General features: G+C 64.3%; 19 protein-coding genes and 1 other RNA gene. 14 read left to right on the plus strand and 6 right to left on the minus strand.

All coding sequences use genetic code 11. From position 1 onward, the window contains the following. Nucleotides 1-43: 43 nt before the first annotated feature. Nucleotides 44-2,029 (minus strand): transketolase, encoded by a 1,986-nt coding sequence (gene tkt / locus V1278_RS07100; RefSeq protein ID WP_334380135.1) that lies wholly within the window; start codon nt 2,027-2,029, stop codon nt 44-46. A 287-nt stretch (nt 2,030-2,316) separates the two neighbouring features. Here tkt and V1278_RS07105 point away from each other — a divergent pair, with 287 nt between their 5' ends. The 5 genes from V1278_RS07105 (at nt 2,317) to V1278_RS07125 (ending at nt 4,923) form a co-directional block, all read left to right on the plus strand. Continuing rightward, nucleotides 2,317-2,643, plus strand: a complete 327-nt coding sequence (locus V1278_RS07105) for a DUF4164 domain-containing protein (protein ID WP_334365110.1) — start codon at nt 2,317-2,319, stop codon at nt 2,641-2,643. Continuing rightward, complete coding sequence (locus V1278_RS07110) at nt 2,640-3,023, plus strand: cell division protein ZapA (protein ID WP_028349229.1); 384 nt, start codon at nt 2,640-2,642, stop codon at nt 3,021-3,023. Before V1278_RS07105 ends, V1278_RS07110 begins: the two co-directional genes overlap by 4 nt. A 141-nt stretch (nt 3,024-3,164) precedes the next feature. After that, a non-coding RNA gene (gene ssrS / locus V1278_RS07115) (6S RNA) lies at nt 3,165-3,325 on the plus strand. Between the two features lie 197 nt (nt 3,326-3,522). After that, the gene (locus V1278_RS07120; RefSeq protein WP_334380136.1) at nt 3,523-4,098 is read left to right on the plus strand and encodes a 5-formyltetrahydrofolate cyclo-ligase; all 576 of its coding nucleotides are present in this window, start codon (nt 3,523-3,525) and stop codon (nt 4,096-4,098) included. A gap of 3 nt (nt 4,099-4,101) precedes the next feature. Next, nucleotides 4,102-4,923, plus strand: a complete 822-nt coding sequence (locus V1278_RS07125) for a TIGR00282 family metallophosphoesterase (protein WP_334365108.1) — start codon at nt 4,102-4,104, stop codon at nt 4,921-4,923. A 13-nt stretch (nt 4,924-4,936) separates the two neighbouring features. Here V1278_RS07125 and V1278_RS07130 read toward each other — a convergent pair whose 3' ends face one another. The 4 genes from V1278_RS07130 to V1278_RS07145 all read right to left on the minus strand — a co-directional run bounded on the left by V1278_RS07130 (nt 4,937) and on the right by V1278_RS07145 (nt 10,707). Continuing rightward, nucleotides 4,937-7,144 carry a xanthine dehydrogenase family protein molybdopterin-binding subunit gene (locus tag V1278_RS07130; protein WP_334380137.1) on the minus strand — a complete coding sequence of 736 codons (2,208 nt, stop codon included), beginning with the start codon at nt 7,142-7,144 and terminating at the stop codon, nt 4,937-4,939. 5 nt (nt 7,145-7,149) lie between these two features. Beyond that, nucleotides 7,150-8,166, minus strand: coding sequence for an FAD binding domain-containing protein (locus tag V1278_RS07135; protein WP_334380138.1), 1,017 nt, complete (start codon nt 8,164-8,166; stop codon nt 7,150-7,152). Continuing rightward, the gene (locus V1278_RS07140) at nt 8,163-8,642 is read right to left on the minus strand and encodes a (2Fe-2S)-binding protein (RefSeq protein WP_334384122.1); all 480 of its coding nucleotides are present in this window, start codon (nt 8,640-8,642) and stop codon (nt 8,163-8,165) included. The genes V1278_RS07135 and V1278_RS07140 overlap by 4 nt, the downstream gene beginning before the upstream one ends. Before the next feature lie 295 nt (nt 8,643-8,937). After that, complete coding sequence (locus V1278_RS07145) at nt 8,938-10,707, minus strand: methyl-accepting chemotaxis protein (protein WP_334380139.1); 1,770 nt, start codon at nt 10,705-10,707, stop codon at nt 8,938-8,940. A 200-nt stretch (nt 10,708-10,907) separates the two neighbouring features. Between V1278_RS07145 and V1278_RS07150 the strand changes: the two genes are divergently transcribed. From V1278_RS07150 to V1278_RS07190, 9 genes are all read left to right on the plus strand, one after another. Next, nucleotides 10,908-11,654, plus strand: a complete 747-nt coding sequence (locus tag V1278_RS07150) for a YebC/PmpR family DNA-binding transcriptional regulator (protein WP_065743088.1) — start codon at nt 10,908-10,910, stop codon at nt 11,652-11,654. A gap of 231 nt (nt 11,655-11,885) precedes the next feature. Further along, nucleotides 11,886-12,413, plus strand: a complete 528-nt coding sequence (gene ruvC / locus V1278_RS07155; RefSeq protein ID WP_334380140.1) for a crossover junction endodeoxyribonuclease RuvC — start codon at nt 11,886-11,888, stop codon at nt 12,411-12,413. Nucleotides 12,414-12,705: 292 nt separating this feature from the next. Continuing rightward, nucleotides 12,706-13,323, plus strand: coding sequence for a Holliday junction branch migration protein RuvA (gene ruvA, locus V1278_RS07160; protein ID WP_028349220.1), 618 nt, complete (start codon nt 12,706-12,708; stop codon nt 13,321-13,323). Nucleotides 13,324-13,364: 41 nt separating this feature from the next. Next, nucleotides 13,365-13,784, plus strand: a complete 420-nt coding sequence (locus V1278_RS07165; RefSeq protein WP_065726757.1) for a cytidine deaminase — start codon at nt 13,365-13,367, stop codon at nt 13,782-13,784. Next, complete coding sequence (gene ruvB, locus V1278_RS07170; protein ID WP_334365102.1) at nt 13,781-14,830, plus strand: Holliday junction branch migration DNA helicase RuvB; 1,050 nt, start codon at nt 13,781-13,783, stop codon at nt 14,828-14,830. The genes V1278_RS07165 and ruvB overlap by 4 nt, the downstream gene beginning before the upstream one ends. A 201-nt stretch (nt 14,831-15,031) precedes the next feature. Beyond that, entirely contained in the window at nt 15,032-15,943 is a 912-nt protein-coding gene (locus V1278_RS07175) for a metallophosphoesterase (protein WP_334380141.1), read from the plus strand. Between the two features lie 216 nt (nt 15,944-16,159). Continuing rightward, nucleotides 16,160-16,612 (plus strand): tol-pal system-associated acyl-CoA thioesterase, encoded by a 453-nt coding sequence (ybgC, locus tag V1278_RS07180; RefSeq protein WP_334365100.1) that lies wholly within the window; start codon nt 16,160-16,162, stop codon nt 16,610-16,612. Between the two features lie 124 nt (nt 16,613-16,736). Next, the gene (locus V1278_RS07185; protein ID WP_334365099.1) at nt 16,737-17,204 is read left to right on the plus strand and encodes a nuclear transport factor 2 family protein; all 468 of its coding nucleotides are present in this window, start codon (nt 16,737-16,739) and stop codon (nt 17,202-17,204) included. A gap of 4 nt (nt 17,205-17,208) precedes the next feature. Continuing rightward, the gene (locus V1278_RS07190) at nt 17,209-17,775 is read left to right on the plus strand and encodes a TetR/AcrR family transcriptional regulator (protein ID WP_334380142.1); all 567 of its coding nucleotides are present in this window, start codon (nt 17,209-17,211) and stop codon (nt 17,773-17,775) included. A 171-nt stretch (nt 17,776-17,946) separates the two neighbouring features. Here the strand turns inward: V1278_RS07190 and V1278_RS07195 are convergent, their stop codons facing one another. Then, entirely contained in the window at nt 17,947-18,591 is a 645-nt protein-coding gene (locus tag V1278_RS07195) for a glutathione binding-like protein (RefSeq protein WP_334380143.1), read from the minus strand. Nucleotides 18,592-18,638 lie beyond the last annotated feature (47 nt).

Below are 18,638 nucleotides of genomic sequence, written 5' to 3' on the forward strand. Positions count from 1 at the left end.
ATATGGGGGTTTAGGTAGTCCTTTTTCCCCCACAGCTCAACCGTCAGCCCACGCGCTTCAGGACAGCGTTAACCGCAGCCTCGGCTGTAATTCCGAAGTGCTTGAAAAGGTCCTTGGCCGGAGCGCTGGCCCCGAAACCGTGCATGCCGATGAATTCACCATCTTGGCCGATCACGGCGTCCCAGCCCCAGCGTACCGCGGCCTCGATGGCGACCTTGATCGGCGCATTGCCGATAATGGCTTTCTTTCGGTCCGCCGGCTGCGCCAGCAGGAGCTCGAGCGAGGGTACCGAGACCACCCGCGACGCGATGCCACGCTCGCTCAGTTGCTTTTGGGCTGCCACCGCGATCTCGACCTCGGAGCCCGAGGCGAACAGCGACACTTTTGCCTCGCCCTGCGCCGCGACCAGCTCATAGGCGCCATGCGCGCAAGGATTATCGTTGGGGGCACTGGTGCGAAGCTGCGGCAGGTTCTGGCGGGTCAGCGCCAGTACCGTCGGGCCATCGACCCGGTTGAGCGCCAGTTCCCAGCATTCCGCGACCTCGACGGCGTCGCACGGGCGGAACACGCGCATGTTGGGAATGGCGCGAAGCGCCGCGAGATGCTCGACCGGCTGATGCGTCGGCCCGTCCTCGCCGAGCCCGATCGAATCATGGGTCATCACGTAGACGACGCCCGCGCCCATCAGCGCGGCGATCCGCATCGCGGGTCGGGCATAGTCCGTGAACACCAGGAAGGTCGCGCCGTTCGGCGCGAAGCCGCCATGCAGGAAGATGCCGTTCATCGCCGCGGCCATGCCGTGCTCGCGGATCCCGTAATGGATGAAGCGGCCCTTCGGCGCCTTGGCCGAGAACGCCACTGCCGACTTCGCCTTGTTGTTGTTGGAGCCGGTGAGGTCGGCGGAGCCCGCCAAAAATTCCATCGGCATCGCAGCGGCGATCGCCTCGATCGCCGATTCGGATGATTTCCGCGTGGCAACATTCAGCGGCGATTCCAATAGCGCCTTCTTGTGCGCCCGCAGCGCCTTCGACAGCGCGGCCGGCCGCTCGTGCCGCATCCGCCGCTCGAACTCGGCGCGCTTGCGCGGGCCGAGTTCGGCGAAAACGCTTTCCCATTCCTCGCGCGCGGCAGCGCCGCGGCTGCCGGCGGCACGCCACGCCTTCAGCACATCGTCAGGCACCGAGAAGGCGTCGAGCGAAATGCCGAGCTTTTCCTTGGCGCCCTTGAGCTCGTCGGCGCCGAGCGCCTCGCCATGGGCCTTCGCCGTGCCGGCCCGCGTCGGCGCGCCGTAACCGATCGTGGTCTTGCAGGAGATCAGCGACGGCTTGTTGGATTTTTGCGCGCGGGCGATCGCGGCGGCAATCGCCTTCGGGTCCTGGCCATCGATCAGTTCGGCCGCCCAGCCCGCGGACTTGAAGCGCTTCACCTGGTCGACCGAATCGGCGAGCGAGGTCGGGCCGTCGATCGAGATGCCGTTGTTGTCATACAGCACGATCAGCTTGTTCAGCTTCCAGTGCCCGGCCATCGCGATCGCTTCCTGCGATACGCCCTCCATCAGGTCGCCGTCGGAAGCGAGCACGTAGGTGTGGTGGCTCACCACCTTCTTGCCGAACTCGGCGGCCAGCATCTTTTCCGCCAGCGCCATGCCGATCGAGGTCGCGATGCCCTGGCCGAGCGGGCCGGTGGTGGTCTCGACGCCGCTGGTCTCGAAATTCTCCGGATGTCCCGGCGTCTTGGAGCCGAGCTGACGGAAATTCCGGATCTGATCGAGCGTCATGTCCTTGTTGCCGGTCAGGTACAGCAAGGCATAGAGCAGCATCGAGCCGTGGCCGGCCGAGAGCACGAAGCGGTCGCGGTCGGGCCAGGTCGGAGCCGCCGCATCGAATTTGAGGAACTGCGTGAACAGTACGGTCGCGATGTCGGCGGCGCCCATCGGCAGGCCGGGATGGCCGGATTTCGCCTTTTCGACGGCATCCATGGCAAGCCCGCGAATCGCATTGGCCATACGGGTATGATCGACCTGCGTCATGATGGAAATCCGCCTGAAATGAGGTGCTTGGTTAGGGTATGTACCGGGCGAAGGCCGCAATACGGGCGTGTTTGAGGGAAAGTGCGGGCTGGATAGCACCTCAATCCCCGGGAGTCCAAGGCGTGGAAACGCCCTTGCCATGCGAAAAGTTGCTTAGCAGTGCATAGCTTCGCGCGGGCGTTGCGCTTGGCTCGCTTGCCACGTAAATTTCGTGCTCTAACCGCTTGCCGAACCGCGGATTTTGCTGCCGCGCGGCGGGCCTACCGCGAGGGTGCGCGCTGTCTCTCATGAGCGATCGTCACACCAACGGGGCCGGCAATGCCGAGCCGGTCTATGCCGACATCGACGCCGCCACACGGCGCCTGATGATGGCGCTCGATGCGCTCGAGGCTGCGGCCGAGCGGCGCCGCGACGCCGACCGCGACGAGAACGAGCTGGCGAGCCGGATCCAGGCGCTCGGCGCCGATCGCTCGCGGCTCGCCGACGAACTCGACGGTTCGCTGGTGAAGACGCGGCGGCTGGAGCGCGCCAACCGCGAGATATCGGAAAAGCTGGATGCCGCAATCGGCACCATCCGTGCGGTGCTCGATGCCGACGCCGGGGAGAGTGAATGAGTCACATCAACGTCACCATCAACGGCCGGCAGTACCGCATGGCCTGCGAGGAAGGGCAGGAGGTGCGGCTGTTGAAGCTCGCCGAGAGCCTGGAATCGCGGGTCGGAGAGTTGCGCGGCAAGTTCGGCGAAATCGGCGATGCGCGTCTCACCGTGATGGCCGCGCTCACCGTGTGCGACGAACTGCTGGATGCCAACGCGCGCATCCGCGCGCTGGAGGGCGAACTCGAAACCCTGCGCAACGTCCGCACCGCCGCCGCCGACCGCGCCAAGGCCACCCAGGTCGCCGTCGCCAACGCGCTCAACGCCGCCGCCGACCGCATCGAAAAAACCACGCAGGTCATCAACCGCACCATCGGCAGCGGCGTCGCGATCGGGTAAGACCGAGCGTTGGCGCTGGTTTCTTTTTCCCTCCCCTGGAGGGCCCTCCAGGGGAGGGTGAAGTGAAGCGCAATCTAAGGGCGATCGCAACTGTACCCGTTACCGCTGGCGGATTCGGTCCGTAACGCCTACATTGGCTTCGCGAAGCTGCGTCGTGCGTCAGGAGCCATATATCCCCGGGGCCTTATCGATCCTTTAGGGAACTGTCCCTGGCCGGGTCCGTGGATCCGGACATATGGTGCCCACCTACTTTCGTAGGGAACTCCGGGATCGAGTGCTTCAACGGCGTTCGCGGCCTCGCACTTTCGTTTTGTGTTGCTTGCGACCTCGTCCTACCCGCGCACGTCCCGTCATACCCCGCGCATGCGGGGTATCCAGTACGCCGCGGCGTCTCGGTTGAATCACTGAAGTCTCTGGAATACTGGATCACCCGCCTTTCGCCTTCGCTCGTTGAGCTTCGGTGGACAGGTCGCGGGTGATGACAGCGGAAAGATACTGCATGACGGCGACCCTGTCGAAAGCCGACCTCCGCGCTGCAGCTCTGGCGAAACGCGATGCGTTGAACGACGAACAGCGCGCGGCTGCGGCGCAGGCGATGGCGAAGCGCGGCCTGCCGTTCGAAATCGATCCAGGGCTCGTCGTATCAGGATATTCGCCGATCCGCAGCGAGATCGATCCCGCGCCCCTGATGCGCAAGCTCGCCGAGCAGGGCGCAAAGCTCGCACTGCCGGCGGTGCTGTCGCGCGGCAAATCGCTGGCGTTTCGCGCATGGTCGCCCGATGACCGGTTGATGATGGGGCCGCTCGGCATTCTCGAACCGTCGCCGGCGGCCGCCGAACTCGTGCCCGATATCATGCTGGTGCCGCTGGCGGCGTTCGATCGCGCCGGCCACCGCATCGGCTATGGCGCCGGACATTACGATTTCACGCTCGCCCACTTGCGCAAGGCGAAGGCCATTACGGCTGTCGGCACCGCCTTTTCCGTGCAGGAAATAAGAGCCGTTCCCGCAGCTCCGCACGACGTGGCGCTGGATTATGTGCTAACGGAAAAGAAAGTGTTCGATTTCCGGAGCTGAACTTTGCGTATTCTCTTCGTTGGTGACGTGGTCGGTCGCGCTGGGCGCACCGCGGTCGCGGCATATCTACCCGGCATGATCAGGGACTGGGCGCTCGACCTCGTCGTCGTCAATGGCGAGAATTCTGCCGGCGGGTTCGGCATCACCGAGGCGGTCTATCAGGAATTGCTCGACGCCGGGGCGGATGCCATCACGCTCGGCAATCACGCCTGGGATCAGCGCGAGGCGCTGGTGTTCATCGAGCGCGCGCCGAAACTGGTCCGGCCCGCGAACTATCCAAAGGGCACGCCGGGCCGTGGAGCGGCGCTGGTCGATACCAAGAACGGCAAGCGCGCGCTCGTTATCAACGCGATCGGCCGCATCTTCATGACGCCGTTCGACGATCCCTTCGCGGTGCTCAATCAGGAACTCGAGGCCTGTCCGCTGCGCGAAGCCGCGGATGCGATCGTGGTCGATTTCCATGGCGAGGCGACGAGCGAGAAACAAGGCATCGGCTATTTCTGCGATGGCCGCGCCAGCCTTGTCGTCGGCACGCACACCCATGTGCCGACCGCCGACCATCAGATCCTCGCCGGCGGCACCGCCTACATGACAGACGCCGGCATGACCGGCGATTATGATTCCATCATCGGCATGCAGAAGGAAGAGCCGCTGCGGCGCTTTACGACGGGTATTCCATCAGCCCGTTTCGAGCCGGCCGCAGGCGCGGCGACACTCAGCGGTGTTGCGGTCGAGACCGATGATTTAACCGGTCTCGCGCTGCGTGTTGCGCCGGTGCGTGCCGGCGGCAGACTCGAGCCGGCTGTGCCGGCTTTTTGGGCGTGAGGCCGCGCGGCGTTCAATTGAATTGAACCACCTTGTCGAGCGTAATCGGCAGGTCGCGCACGCGCTTTCCCGTCGCATGATAGACCGCGTTGGCGATCGCCGCCGCCACGCCGACAATGCCGATCTCGCCGAGGCCCTTGATACCGAGCGGGTTGACGATCTCGTCCGGCTCGTCGACGAAGATCACCTTGATGTCGTGCACGTCGGCATTCACGGGCACATGGTATTCGGCGATATTGGCGTTCATGACGCGTCCGAAGCGATGGTCGAACAGCGTTTCCTCGTGCAGCGCCATGCCGATTCCCCAGACCACGCCACCCATGACCTGGCTGTGGGCGGTCTTCGGGTTGAGGATGCGGCCCGCGGCGACGGCATTGACCACACGGGTCACGCGGATCGCGCCAAGCTGTTCGTCCACCTTGACCTCCGCGAAGATGGCCGAGTGGACGTTGCGCGCGTGAGACTTGTCTTCGGCAACCTTGTTGGCTTCCTCGCGCGTGATGCGATCGGCGTTGCCGGACTGCATCGCGCTGGCAATCGAGACCGCGCGGGTCGCATCCCGCTTGCTGACGATCTTGCCGTCGATCACCGCGACGTCGGCCTCGCCGGTGCCTGCCAGCGGCGAATCCTTCATGCCGATTGCAAGCTTCAGCAAGTCGCCGCGAACCGCACGGGCGGTATTGGCAATCGCGTTGCACACCGAGGACGCGATCCACGAGCCGCCTTCGAGCGGACATTGCGGCAGCGTGGAATCGCCGAGCTTGACGCTGATATTGTCGATCGGCAGGCCGAGCATGTCGGCCGCGACCTGCGCCATGATCGTATATGTTCCGGTGCCGATATCGGAGGCCGCGGTCGCGACTTCCGCATGGCCGTTCGCCGTCAGCACGATGCGCACCGTGGCCGGCATCTGCAGCGCTTCCCACACGCCTGATGCCATGCCCCAGCCGACCAGGTCGTTGCCCTCGCGCATGGAGCGCGGCTCCGCTTCGCGCTTGTCCCAGCCGAACGCCGCCGCGCCCTGCCGGTAACACTCACGCAGTTGCTTGCTGGTATAGGGAATATCCGCACCTTGATCGCGGTCGGAATAGCATTGCAGCCGCAACTGCACCGGGTCCATCTTGAGCGCGACGGCGAGTTCGTCCATCGCGCATTCGAGCGCGTAGACGCCGGTCGCAGCCCCCGGTGCGCGCATGTCGCAGGACGTCGGCACGTCGAGCATCACGAGCTTGTGCTCGAATTTCGCGTTGGGACTCTTGTAAAGCAGATTGCCCCAGCCGGTATCGTTGCGCGCGAATTCCTCGAACTGCGAGGTCACGGCGATGGCCTCGTGCGTCATCGCGTCGAGCGTGCCGTCGCTGTTGGCGCCGAGCGCAAGGCGCTCGATGGTCGCGGGCCGGTGGCCGAGGGCGTACATCTGTGCCCGGCTGAGCATGACGCGAACCGGACGTTTGAGCGCGCGCGCCGCCAGCACAGCCAGAACAACCTGATATTGCGGGCGCAGGCCGGAGCCGAAGCCACCGCCCATATACGGCGACATGACGCGAACCGCGTCCGGCTTCATCTTGAACACGCCGCAGAGATATTGCTGCACGTTCTGCACGCCCTGCGTCTTGTCGTAGACGGTGAGCCGGCCGTCTTCCCAGATCGCGGTCGAGGCAAACAGCTCCATCGGGTTGTGATGCTCGGTCGGAATGAAATATTCGGCCGCGTGACGCAGGGCGGCGGACGCGAATGCCTTTTTGGCATCGCCGCGCGGCTTCTCCGGCGCGTCGATGGCAAACGCCCTGCTGCGCTCTGCGTGCAAGTCGGTGACGTGCGGCTCCTTCTGGTACTCGACTTTCACCATTGAGGCGGCGACGCGCGCGGTTTCCCAATCCTCGGCCAGTACCAGCGCGAGCGGTTGTCCGCTGAAAAGGACGATGTCGTCATAGAGCGGGCGATAGGGTGAGCCTTTTTCCGTCGCTACTTCGTCCTTGTACGCGTCGTCCTTGTCGGCCATCTGCGGCCGATTCCGATGGGTCAGCACGTCGATCACGCCGTCAACCTCCAGCGCCCCGCTGGTGTCGATGCGCACGATCCGCCCCTTCGGAATCGTCGATTCGACAACATAGCCATGGACGAGGCCGGGGACGTTGAACTCGCCGGCATATTTGGCTTCGCCGGTGACCTTGGCCCTGCCGTCGACGCGGGATGTCGCCGATCCGATATAGGCTGCCATGGCACTCACCGTATTTTCTTGTCGGAGGTCGACTGCGGCGTGCCCTGCGCGGCCTGGCCGAGCGTTCGTATGATGGCGCGCCGCGCCAGGCCGATCTTGAAGTTGTTGTGTCCGTAGCCTTTGGCGCCGTGCAGCAACCAATCCGCGGCCTTCGCAAATGCGGTCGCGTCAGTGCGTTGTCCGAGCAGGGCCGCTTCGGCCGCGGTACTGCGCCATGGCTTGTGTGCAACGCCGCCGAGCGCCAGGCGGGCTTCCTTAATCGTGTCGCCGTCGAGTTCGAGCGCTGCTGCCACCGATACCAGCGCGAACGCGTACGACAGACGATCGCGAATCTTCAGGTAGGAATAGTTCGCGCTAAACCCTTTCGGCGGAAGCTCGATGGCCGTGATGATCTCATCGGGCTCCAGATTGGTGTCGCGCTGCGGCGTGTTGCCGGGCAGGCGATGGAAATCCGCAAACGCAATGGTGCGCTTCCCGGCCGGACCTGTGACATGCACGGTGGCTTCGAGCGCCGCGAGTGCCACGCACATGTCGGAAGGATGCGTGGCGATGCAGGCCTCGCTCGTTCCGAGGATCGCATTGATGCGGTTGACGCCATCGATCGCCGAGCAGCCGCTACCCGGCTCACGTTTGTTGCACGGCGTCGCCGTGTCGTAATAGTAGAAGCAGCGCGTCCGCTGCAGCAGGTTGCCGCCGGTCGAGGCCATGTTGCGCAACTGCTGCGACGCGCCTGATAGTATCGCGCGCGAGAGCAGTGGATAGCGCTCTTCGATCAGGGGGTGGTAGGCGAGGTCGGTGTTCGGCACCATCGCGCCGATCAGAACGCCGCCGGCGGAGGTTGGTTCAACGCCCCTGAGCGGCAAGTGCGAAATATCGATCAGCCGGCTTGGTCCCTCGACATCATATTTGATCAGGTCGATCAGGTTGGTGCCGCCCGCGATGAATTTTGCGGAAGGGTCGGTGGCAATCTGCTTGATGGCGTCGGCGACGTCGTTTGCGCGCGCATATTGAAACGGGGTCATGATCGCTCCATCGCCTGCTGGATCGCCGCCACGATGTTCGGATAGGCGCCGCAGCGGCAGATGTTACCGCTCATGAGTTCGCGAATCTCGTCGGCCGTTTTGGCCTTGCCCTCGGCGATCAGCCCGGCGGCCGAGCAGATCTGTCCCGACGTGCAGTAGCCGCACTGAAATGCGTCGTGATCGATGAAGGCTTGCTGCAGCGGATGCAGCTCGCCGTCGTGTGCAAGGCCCTCGATGGTGACTATTTCGGCGCCTTGCTTCATCACCGCCAGCGTCAGGCAGGAATTGATCCGTCGCCCGTCGACCAGAACGGTGCACGCGCCGCATTGTCCGTGGTCGCAACCCTTCTTGGTGCCCGTCAGGTCGAGATGATCGCGTAGCGCGTCGAGTAACGTCGTCCACGGGGCGACCGTCAGTTCCATACGGTTGCCGTTGACGGTCAGCCTGATCGGAATTTTCTCCGGCACGTTGGCCATCCGCGTCACACGCTTTGCTGTGCCAGATCGGGCCATTTTTGACCTCCGCCTGCTTGATCTCCGCCTGCCTATCTCCGCCTGCCTTGGCTGGTGCGCGTGGGGTCGCGCGGGGCTGAGGGAGCCGTCAGCCGCGGTTCCAAGCCTGGCTATCAACGAGTTCGAACAAGGAAGGTTCAGGGCGAAAGCGCGATAGGCGCATCCGCTTCACGGCACGCTTTTCAGGCAGCCATCGGCGCAATGGCGCGAAAACGGCGCATGCAATTTGATGCAATATGCGCGGTGAGGGCGAGTGTGGTTACAGCCGGTAGGCCGTGCGGAAGCCGCCCCAGTGGCGGCCCTTGACGCGGATCGGCACGTCGATCTCGCGCATCATCACGGTGTTGCCGTTGCCCATGTCGCGGGCGTAGCTCTGGATCAGATAGGCGCGCTGATTGCGCCCGGCGGCGAGGCCGGCCGGATCGTTGAAGATGCGGCGGTTTCGGCTGTTGGCGGTATTCCAGGTGACGTCGCCCGGCCGCTGCGGGTGCGAATAGATCTTGTTGTGCACCGGCAAATAGCCGTTGGTGTCGATCATCGCGCAGAACGCCATCCGTTTGTCCCTGGCAAGGAACGCTTCCTGGAACGGCGGCAGCGCGCGATCGGCCCAGTCCAGGATTTTGGTGCGGTATTGCACCGGGTTGCTGCCGGCTATCTCGACATAGTTGGTGTCGAACATGTCTTCCATCGAGATGGCGCCGCTATCGATACCGTTCTCGAAAATCTTCTTCAGTGCTGCGCCGGCTTCCATCGCGCGGGTGACCGCTTCGGTGTTGTCGTCCTGAATCGACCACAGCTTGTCTTCGATCTTCTCGGTCAGCGCGGCATTCGACCGCTCGAACCGGGCCTGCGTTCCGGCCTTCGAGCGCTCACTGACCCGAATGCGACAAGCGCCGATATCCTGCAGCGTCGCCTCAAAACTCTGGCCCTGCGCGAGCCTTTCGGCGTCCGGTCCGCTGACCAGGATGCCGTCGATCGAAATCTCGTAGACCGGCGCCGATATCACGCCATGCGGGGTCTTTATTTCGATCTTGAGGCTGCAAGGTAGCTTTTGCTGTTCGCGGCGCTCTGGGCGCTCGCCTTGCCGCAACAGCACCGCGCAACGCGCCTTGAGCTTCTGCGCAAACGTGGTGACGGCGCGTCCGGCCTTGGCGACGCTTTCGCCATGGGCCTCGGCTTCCTTGGTGGCGCTGTCGATTTCGGCGGCGCTGGCGCCGACGGAAGCGATGAAGCTCGAAGCGGAGGCCGCATTGTCGGCCATCTCGCCGGTGGTCGCGCTCTGCTCGGCGACCGCGCCGTTGACGTTCTCGAACACCGGGCGGATCGCCTCGATCGCCTGCGTGATGCGATGCACGGCATCGACGGAGCCCGCGGCATCCCGCTGCAGCGCCTCGATCTTCTTGGTGATTTCCTCTGTCGCGTTCTGGGTCTGTACCGCGAGCGCCTTTACTTCGGTGGCGACCACGGCAAAACCGCGTCCGGCTTCGCCGGCGCGTGCGGCCTCGATGGTGGAATTGAGCGCCAAGAGTGTGGTCTGCCGCGCGATCTGCGCGATCAGGTTGACCACGTTGCCGATCGCTGCCGACGATTCCCTCAGGCGGTCGACATTGGCGCCGGCTTCGCGGGCGGCCTCACTGGCCTGGTCGGCGAGCTTGCCGGCGTCGCGCACTTGGGAGCCGATCCCTTGCGCCGATTGGGTGAATTTATCGGCGGCGTGCGAAAACGTCGTCGCCGTGTCCTGTGCAGCGCTGGTGCGGCTCGTCAGGGCGCCGGTGCGCTGGCGAATGGTGGTGAGCGTCGCAGCGGTCGCCTCGGCACCGCCGGCGACCGAATTGGCCGCGCGCTCGAGCTGGCGGATCATCGCGCCGAGTTCGAGTTCCAGAAGTTCGAGGATCGCCCTGGCCGACTCGCCATCGCCAGAGCCGGCCTCCGTCACGGCGGCGGCTGGCTGAGCCGCCGTCTGAGCCTTGGGCCGGACGGCAGGCAAGACCGGTTCCGGCACCCGCTTTTTGAACAAACCGAAGGCCATGACGTCTCTTAAAAGTTGAGGATCGGTGCGAAATCCTCTCATCCGAGCATGAAATCATGGTTAACAACTGCCTGATATTTCGGCGCGCGGCAGTACCGGCATACCCCGGATGGCTGTAAATCTTTGATTTCGGCCAATTGTCGGCCTATAAGGCCGCGCTTCACCCCCTACATCCCCGGGACGAATCCAAGAGACTCCGCATGGCCGGTCATTCCCAATTCAAGAACATCATGCACCGCAAGGGCCGGCAGGATGCGCAGAAGTCCAAGCTGTTCAGCAAGCTGGCCCGCGAAATCACGGTCGCCGCCAAGCTTGGAACGCCGGACCCGGCGATGAACCCCCGGTTGCGCGCGGCCGTGATCGCGGCGCGCCAGGAAAACATGCCGAAGGACAATATCGAGCGCGCCATCAAGAAGGCGATCGGCGGTGAGAGCGAGAGCTATGACGAGATCCGCTACGAAGGCTACGGCCCTGGCGGCGTCGCCATCATCGTCGAGGCGCTGACGGACAACCGCAACCGCGCTGCCTCCGACATCCGCTCCTACTTCACCAAGTCCGGCGGCAATCTCGGTGAAACCGGCTCGGTCGCCTTCATGTTCGACCGCACCGGCATCATCGAATACGACGCCAGCAAGGCCTCCGACGACGCGATGCTGGAAGCCGCGATCGAGGCCGGCGCCGACGACGTCGTATCCAGCGAAAGCGGCCACGAGATCTACGCCTCGCAGGAAACCTTTCGCGAGGTTGCGAAAGCGCTGGAAGCCAAGTTCGGCGAAGCCCGCAAGGCAGCGCTGACCTGGAAGCCGCAGAACACGGTCGCGGTCGACGATGAGACCGGCGAGAAGCTGTTGAAGCTGATGGATCTCTTGAACGAGCACGACGACGTGCAGAACGTCTACGCCAATTTCGAAGTCTCCGACGCGCTGGTCGCCAAGATGGGCGGGTAGGCTGTCGTCCCTGCGAACGCAGGGACCCATACGCCGCGGCTTCTCCGTAGCGTGATGGGATAGTTACTTCGTGAAACAATCAAAGCCGGTGGCTATGGGTCCCTGCGTTCGCAGGGACGACGATGGTTCGACGATTAAGGCGCATTAACTCTCCGGCACGACAGCCCGCATCCAGGGGATTTCCGTTCTCTTTATGTTTCGTTCATCCGGCTCTGGCGTTATCACTACGCCATGACATCCCCACCGATTCGCCATCCCGTCCGGATTATCGGCATCGACCCCGGCCTGCGCCGCACCGGCTGGGGCGTGATCGAGACCGAGGGCAACCGGCTCGTCTTCGTCGGCTGCGGCTCGGTGGAGCCGCCGGACAATCTGCCCATCGCGAGCCGCCTGCTCGCGATCCACGAGGGGCTCGCCGCAGTGCTCGGCGATTTCAGGCCGGCGGAAGCCGCGGTGGAGCAGACTTTTGTCAACAAGGACGGCGTTGCCACGCTGAAGCTCGGCCAAGCCCGCGGCGTCGCCATGTTGGCGCCCGCGATGTTCGGTATTGCCGTTGCGGAATATGCGCCCAACCAAGTCAAGAAAACCGTGGTCGGCGCCGGCCACGCCGACAAGAACCAGATCGCGGTGATGCTGAAGATATTGCTGCCGAAGGCCGAACCGAAATCCGCCGACGCCGCCGACGCGCTGGCGATTGCCATCACCCACGCCCACCACCGCCAGAGCGCGGCGCTGCGGATGAAAGTGGCGAGCGCATGATGAGCCGTGGCCATGTAATGCCAAGTGAGGAGAGCACACTCATCAGGCTCCCTCCCCCCTTGCGGGGGAGGGTTGGGGAGAGGGGTAAGCCCCGGGCTCCGATCAAAGTCGTGCGGCGACAATCTATCAACGAACGCCGCAAGATGATGAGTGAGGATGCGAGTGCTTCGCCTCAGACAACTGAGCAAGCGGCACCCCTCTCCCTAACCCTCCCCCGCAAGGGGGGAGGGAACCCGTCCGCTAGTGCGCCCCTCGCTAACATTGGGTCCACCATCGCGAGCGAGTTGCCCCAATGATCGGCAAACTCAAGGGCCTGATCGATTCCTACGGCGAGGATTACGTGATCCTCGATGTCGGCGGCGTCGGCTATCAGGTGCATTGTTCCTCGCGCACGCTGCAGGCGTTGCCGTCGCCCGGCGAGGCCGCGGTGCTGTCGATCGAAACCTATGTCCGCGAGGATCAGATAAAACTGTTCGGCTTCCGCACCGACACCGAGCGCGAGTGGTTTCGCCTGCTGCAGACCGTGCAGGGCGTCGGCGCCAAAGTCGCGCTGGCGGTGCTCTCCACGCTGCCGCCTGCTGAACTCGCCAACGCCATCGCGCTGCGCGACAAGGCCGCAGTATCGCGCACGCCCGGCGTCGGGCCAAAGGTCGCCGAGCGCATCGTTTCTGAATTGAAGGACAAGGCGCCGGCGTTCGCCAATGTCGACCCCGCCGTGGTGCATCTAGCCGGCGCCATCGACAGCCACCGCGCGCCGCGCCCGGTCACCGACGCGATCTCGGCGCTGGTCAATCTCGGCTACGGCCAGCCGCAGGCCGCCGCCGCCATCGCCGCCGCCTCGCGCAGCGCGGGCGAGAATGCCGAGACGGCGCAACTGATCCGGCTGGGCCTGAAGGAGTTGGCGAAATAGACTATGTTCGCCACTGACTGTCGAAGGAATGCGTTGCTGCCATGTTGAGCGAGAAAGACCAGGAACTAATTGCCGCCGCTATTGACGCGATCAGGCCGCGTTATCGCAATAAGTGGCAGGAGGTCGGCGCTGCGATGCGCACCCGCGACGGCCGCATCGTCACCGGTGTGAATATCGATGCCTATATCGGCCGGATCGCCGTCTGCGCGGAGGCGATCGCCATTGGGCGCGCCATCACCGAAACCGGCGATCGCGGCATCGAGACCATCGTTGCCGTGCGCCATCCCAAGCCGGACGAGCCCGGCAGTATCGCCGTGGTATCGCCCTGCGGCATCTGTCGCGAGCTGATCCACGATTACGATGCAAAGGCGCGGGTCATCGTTCCCGACAATGGCCGCGAGCCGAAGGTCGTCACCATCGGCGAGCTTTTGCCCAACAAGTACCGGAGGGGCAACGGGTGAACACCCCCTCCCGCATCGTCACCCCCGAGCGCCGTTCCGACGATGTCGGCGACACCGCGCTGCGTCCGCAATTGCTGTCGGAGTTCGTCGGCCAGGCGCAGGCGCGCAAGAATCTCTCGATCTTCATCGAGGCCGCGCGCAAGCGCGGCGAGGCGCTGGACCACGTGCTGTTCGTGGGGCCTCCCGGCCTCGGCAAGACCACGCTGGCGCAGATCGTCGCGCGCGAACTCGGCGTCGGCTTTCGCGCCACTTCCGGTCCCGTCATCGCCAAGGCCGGCGATCTTGCAGCACTGCTCACCAACCTCGAAGAGCGCGACGTGCTCTTCATCGACGAAATCCATCGCCTCAGCCCGGCGGTCGAGGAAGTGCTGTACCCTGCGATGGAGGATTTTCAGCTCGACCTCATCATCGGCGAGGGGCCGGCGGCGCGTTCGGTCAAGATCGATCTCGCAAAGTTCACCCTTGTCGGCGCCACGACGCGCGCAGGGCTGTTGACCAATCCGCTGCGCGACCGTTTCGGCATTCCGATCCGGCTGAACTTCTACACCGAGGAAGAGCTGGAGAAGATCGTCAGCCGCGGCGCCCGCGTGCTCAACATCGGCATGACGCCTGACGGCGCCAACGAGATCGCGCGCCGCGCCCGCGGCACGCCGCGTATCGCCGGCCGCCTGCTGCGCCGCGTACGCGATTTTGCATCCGCAGCCGACGCCAGCTCGGTCGACCGCGCCATCGCCGACCACGCGCTGAGCGCGCTGGAAGTCGATGCGGCGGGCCTGGACGCCATGGACCGGCGCTATCTCACGACCATTGCGCTGAACTACGGCGGCGGCCCGGTCGGCGTCGAGACCATGGCGGCCGCGTTGTCCGAACCACGCGATGCGATCGAGGACATCATCGAGCCGTTCCTGATCCAGTGCGGCTATTTGCAGCGCACCCCGCGCGGCAGGCTCCTGACCTCGCACGCCTTCCGCCATCTGGGGCTTGCAGAGCCCGCACGCGATCCCGCCCAGTTCGGCCTGTTCGGCAATGGCGATAGCGACGACTGAGCGTTCGAACTCAATCCTTCCGGCGGTGCACTAAGGGCAAAATAGCCGGCGCGCCGGATGAGCTGAAGACGCGCCTGGACGCTCTTGTGGGGCAGAACCGCTGGTGAGAAGCTGCTGGAGGTCTGCTGACGTTCTGCACAAACGTACCCCAATTCAGGCTCAATCCGCCACCATGTTGGCGCTGCATCACGATTGGATCACATGTTAACACGCCGTTATTTCTTGAAGTCCATGGGTGGCCTGGGCGCGCTGGGCGCCTCGACCACCGCCTACGGTTTCAGCGCGCCGGTCGTCCGGCTTCGGGTCGAGCAGTACAATATCTCGCCGCCGCAATGGCCTGAAGGTCTCGAGCTCAGGATCGCCGCCATCGCCGACCTCCACGCCTGCGATCCCTGGATGTCGCTCGATCATATCGGTGAGATCGTCGAACGCACCAATGCGCTCAAGCCTGACATCGTTGTCATGCTCGGCGACTACGTGGCCGGACATCGCAAGGTGACGCGCTTCATTCCCGACGCCGAATGGGCGGGAGCATTGGCCGGCTTGAAGGCGCCGCTCGGCGTGCATGCGGTGCTCGGCAATCACGATTGGTGGGAAGACAAGGAAGTGCAGCGCAACGGGCAGGGGCTGCCGAGCGCGGGCCGTGCGCTGGAAGCGGTCGGTATCCCGGTGTACGAAAACGACGCGAAGAAGCTCAGCAAGAATGGTCACTCGTTCTGGCTCGCCGGTCTCGGTGACCAGCTCGCCTATGTGCCGGCGCGCCGCTTCAGGCCGCTCAAGCGGATCGGCGTCGACGATCTCGGCGCGACGCTGGCGAAGATCACCGACGACGCGCCCGTGGTTCTGATGGCGCATGAGCCTGACGTCGCGCGGCGCGTGCCCTCGCGCGTTGCGCTGCAGCTCTCCGGACACACCCATGGCGGCCAGGTGCGAATGCTGGGCTGGTCGCCGATCTCGCCGTCCGGCCAGCAGCTCGCCTACGGCCACATCAAGATGAACTGCGACGTCGTCGTCTCCGGCGGACTCGGCTGCAGCATCATGCCGTTCCGCCTAGGGGTGCCCCCGGAAATCGTGCTGGTGACGCTGGGGGCGGGGCGGCCGGCGGTGGCGTAGTTTTGCTGCTCAACGTAACAGTTGCGCCGTCTGTGCATTCGGTACCAAAGCTGTTACTTTAGACCTTATGGATTCATCCGCTGAACAAGCTAGGAAGTTCGCTGTGCTCAAGAGCCTTATCGAAGAGGGTATGGCTGACGTGGAGGCGGGGCGTGTTGTGCCTTGGGATCTGAAAGAGTTTCTCAGGCTGGCTCGCGAGCAAGTAAATCATTTGAAATGATTCCCTCCCTCGACGGCGAGATCCGCGACGGCCGCCATCACATGCAGGTCCGTGTCTATTACGAGGACACTGATTTTTCCGGCATCGTCTACCACGCCAATTACCTGCGTTTCATGGAGCGCGGCCGCACCAACCATCTGCGGCTGATGGGCGCCTCGCAGCATGCGCTGTTCGAGCAGGCGCAGGAGGAGACACCGGGCTTTGCGTTCGTGGTGCGCTCGATGCAGCTCGACTTCCTGCGGCCGGCGCGGATGGATGACGTCCTCGACGTGGTGACATGGCCAGTTGCTGTGAAGGGCGCTTCCATCACGCTGGCACAGGAGGTGCGGCGAGGTGAGGATGTCCTCATCAAGGCCGCGGTGCGCGTTGCCTTCATCAGCGAGGGACGGGCGAAGCCGATCCCGAAATCGCTGCGGTTGTTGATGAAGGCCGATCTGGCGCCGGAGTAAACCTTAGTTTTGACGCGTTTTCTTTACGCGAACCGGCATCCACTTCGCTCGAAAACGCTATGGATATTGACTCTCTGTACCGATCGGTACAATGTCTCGGGGTTAGCAATCCGGAGAAAACCTCATGTCGCGTCCGCCGCTGCCGCCCTTCACCCGCGAAACCGCAGCCCAGAAGGCGCGCATGGCCGAGGACGCCTGGAATTCGCGCGATCCGGTCCGGGTATCGCTGGCCTATACCGAGGACAGCCGCTGGCGTAACCGCGCCGAATTCTTCCAGGGCCGCGAGGCGATCGTCGAATTCCTCACCCGCAAATGGGCGAAGGAGCATGACTACCGCCTGATCAAGGATCTCTGGGCGTTCGATCAGAACCGCATTGCCGTGCGCTTCCAGTATGAGTGGCACGACGATGCCGGGCAGTGGCATCGCTCCTACGGCAACGAGCAGTGGGAGTTCGACGAACACGGCCTGATGCGGCGGCGCGAGGCCAGCATCAACGATATCGCCATCAAGGAAAGCGAGCGTCGCTTCCATTGGCCGGCCCCGGGTCCGCGCCCGGCGGATGTCGCGGGACTGAGCGAGAACCCGCTATGATCAGATGCTGAAAAGAGGTGTCGAACGTGGAGAGGTACTGCGCGCGCTCGGCGAGGTGTTTCGCGCGCATGGCTACGAGGGCGCCTCGCTGACGCTGATCACGGAGGCTACCGGGCTCGGCAAGGGCAGCCTCTATCATCTGTTCCCCGGCGGCAAGGAGCAGATGGCCGCCGAGGTGCTGGCCGAGATCGATGGCTGGTTCGAACTTCATATCTTCGCCCCCTTGCGCACCGCCGACGATCCCGTGCGCGCCATCGCTGCGATGATCGCTGGAGTCGATCAATATTTCCACTCGGGCGATCGCGTCTGCCTGGTCGGCATGGTGGCGCTCGGCTCGGCGCGCGACAGTTTTGCCGAAGCGGTCGATGGCTATTTCGCGCGCTGGCAAACGGCGCTGGCGCAGCTTTTGCGGCGATCCGGGCTCACGAACAGCCAGGCGCAGCGGCGCGCCGAGGATGCGTTGCTCACCATTCAGGGCGCGCTCGTGCTGGCGCGGGCGCGCACCGACGCCAAAGTTTTTCGTCGCGCGTTGAGCGATCTGACGAAGCGGCTGCTGGCGCCGCCGGCGTGACGGCTTATCGTCTGCGTTCCCCGGATGCTGCGCAGCGCGCTCGGGATCGCGCTTCGCGCGACTCCTGCGGTGCGCTGCTGTTCCGGGGTCCACTGCATGCCGTGAAATAGGTCCCGGCTCTGCGGTGCATCACCAAGGGGTGCTGCACCGCGTCCGGGACACGACGGCGCCTTACGCCGCCGCCTTATGTCGCGCGAGTTCGGCCTTGTAGAGTTCGAACTCCTCGGCGACCGCCTTTGCAATGCTCGGGCGGGCGCGCAGCCGCTCGTGATAGGCCTTCACCGCCGGCCACTTCGCCAGTTCGATCGGCGGCGTCGCCATCGTCCAGTTGATGATGGTGACGAGATAGGCATCCGCGACGCTGAAGTGATCGAGCAGGAATTCGCGGCCCTTCAGGTAGTTCTCGAGATAGTCGAGCCGCGACATATTCTTGTTCAGTGCATAAGTCTTTGCGTCCTGCGGCGCCGTTTTGTCGAGCAGCGGCACGAACAGCGCCTTGTGCAGTTCGGTGCCGATGAAGCACAGCCATTGATGCAGGCGGCTGCGCTCCTCAGCGGAGTTGGCCGAGATGCCAGCGCCCGGAAAGCGGTCGGCGACATATTGCAGGATCGCCGCGTTCTCCGTCAGCACGGTCCCGTCGTCGGTGCGCAGCGTCGGCACCAGCCCGAGCGGGTTGACGGTGCGGAAATCCGAGCCGTCCTTCTGCACCACCTTGGTCTTGGGATCGACTTCGAGATAATTGGCATCGACGCCAGCTTCATACAGCGCGATCCGGGTCGCCAGCGAGCAGGCGAGCGGCGAGAAATACAGGTCCATGTTTGCCTCCTTGGCGGTTTGATCAATCGGCCGGCGTTCAAGGCGGG

Source organism: Bradyrhizobium sp. AZCC 1577, from assembly GCF_036924575.1.
GTDB lineage: Bacteria > Pseudomonadota > Alphaproteobacteria > Rhizobiales > Xanthobacteraceae > Bradyrhizobium.

Coding starts and splice junctions, on each gene's coding strand:
- tkt (WP_334380135.1), bottom strand. CDS start 2,029: ATGACGCAGGTCGATCATACCCGTATGGCCAATGCGATTCGCGGGCTT.
- V1278_RS07105 (WP_334365110.1), top strand. CDS start 2,317: ATGAGCGATCGTCACACCAACGGGGCCGGCAATGCCGAGCCGGTCTAT.
- V1278_RS07110 (WP_028349229.1), top strand. CDS start 2,640: ATGAGTCACATCAACGTCACCATCAACGGCCGGCAGTACCGCATGGCC.
- V1278_RS07120 (WP_334380136.1), top strand. CDS start 3,523: ATGACGGCGACCCTGTCGAAAGCCGACCTCCGCGCTGCAGCTCTGGCG.
- V1278_RS07130 (WP_334380137.1), bottom strand. CDS start 7,144: ATGGCAGCCTATATCGGATCGGCGACATCCCGCGTCGACGGCAGGGCC.
- V1278_RS07135 (WP_334380138.1), bottom strand. CDS start 8,166: ATGACCCCGTTTCAATATGCGCGCGCAAACGACGTCGCCGACGCCATC.
- V1278_RS07140 (WP_334384122.1), bottom strand. CDS start 8,642: ATGGCCAACGTGCCGGAGAAAATTCCGATCAGGCTGACCGTCAACGGC.
- V1278_RS07145 (WP_334380139.1), bottom strand. CDS start 10,707: ATGGCCTTCGGTTTGTTCAAAAAGCGGGTGCCGGAACCGGTCTTGCCT.
- V1278_RS07150 (WP_065743088.1), top strand. CDS start 10,908: ATGGCCGGTCATTCCCAATTCAAGAACATCATGCACCGCAAGGGCCGG.
- ruvC (WP_334380140.1), top strand. CDS start 11,886: ATGACATCCCCACCGATTCGCCATCCCGTCCGGATTATCGGCATCGAC.
- ruvA (WP_028349220.1), top strand. CDS start 12,706: ATGATCGGCAAACTCAAGGGCCTGATCGATTCCTACGGCGAGGATTAC.
- V1278_RS07165 (WP_065726757.1), top strand. CDS start 13,365: ATGTTGAGCGAGAAAGACCAGGAACTAATTGCCGCCGCTATTGACGCG.
- V1278_RS07175 (WP_334380141.1), top strand. CDS start 15,032: ATGTTAACACGCCGTTATTTCTTGAAGTCCATGGGTGGCCTGGGCGCG.
- ybgC (WP_334365100.1), top strand. CDS start 16,160: ATGATTCCCTCCCTCGACGGCGAGATCCGCGACGGCCGCCATCACATG.
- V1278_RS07185 (WP_334365099.1), top strand. CDS start 16,737: ATGTCGCGTCCGCCGCTGCCGCCCTTCACCCGCGAAACCGCAGCCCAG.
- V1278_RS07190 (WP_334380142.1), top strand. CDS start 17,209: ATGCTGAAAAGAGGTGTCGAACGTGGAGAGGTACTGCGCGCGCTCGGC.
- V1278_RS07195 (WP_334380143.1), bottom strand. CDS start 18,591: ATGGACCTGTATTTCTCGCCGCTCGCCTGCTCGCTGGCGACCCGGATC.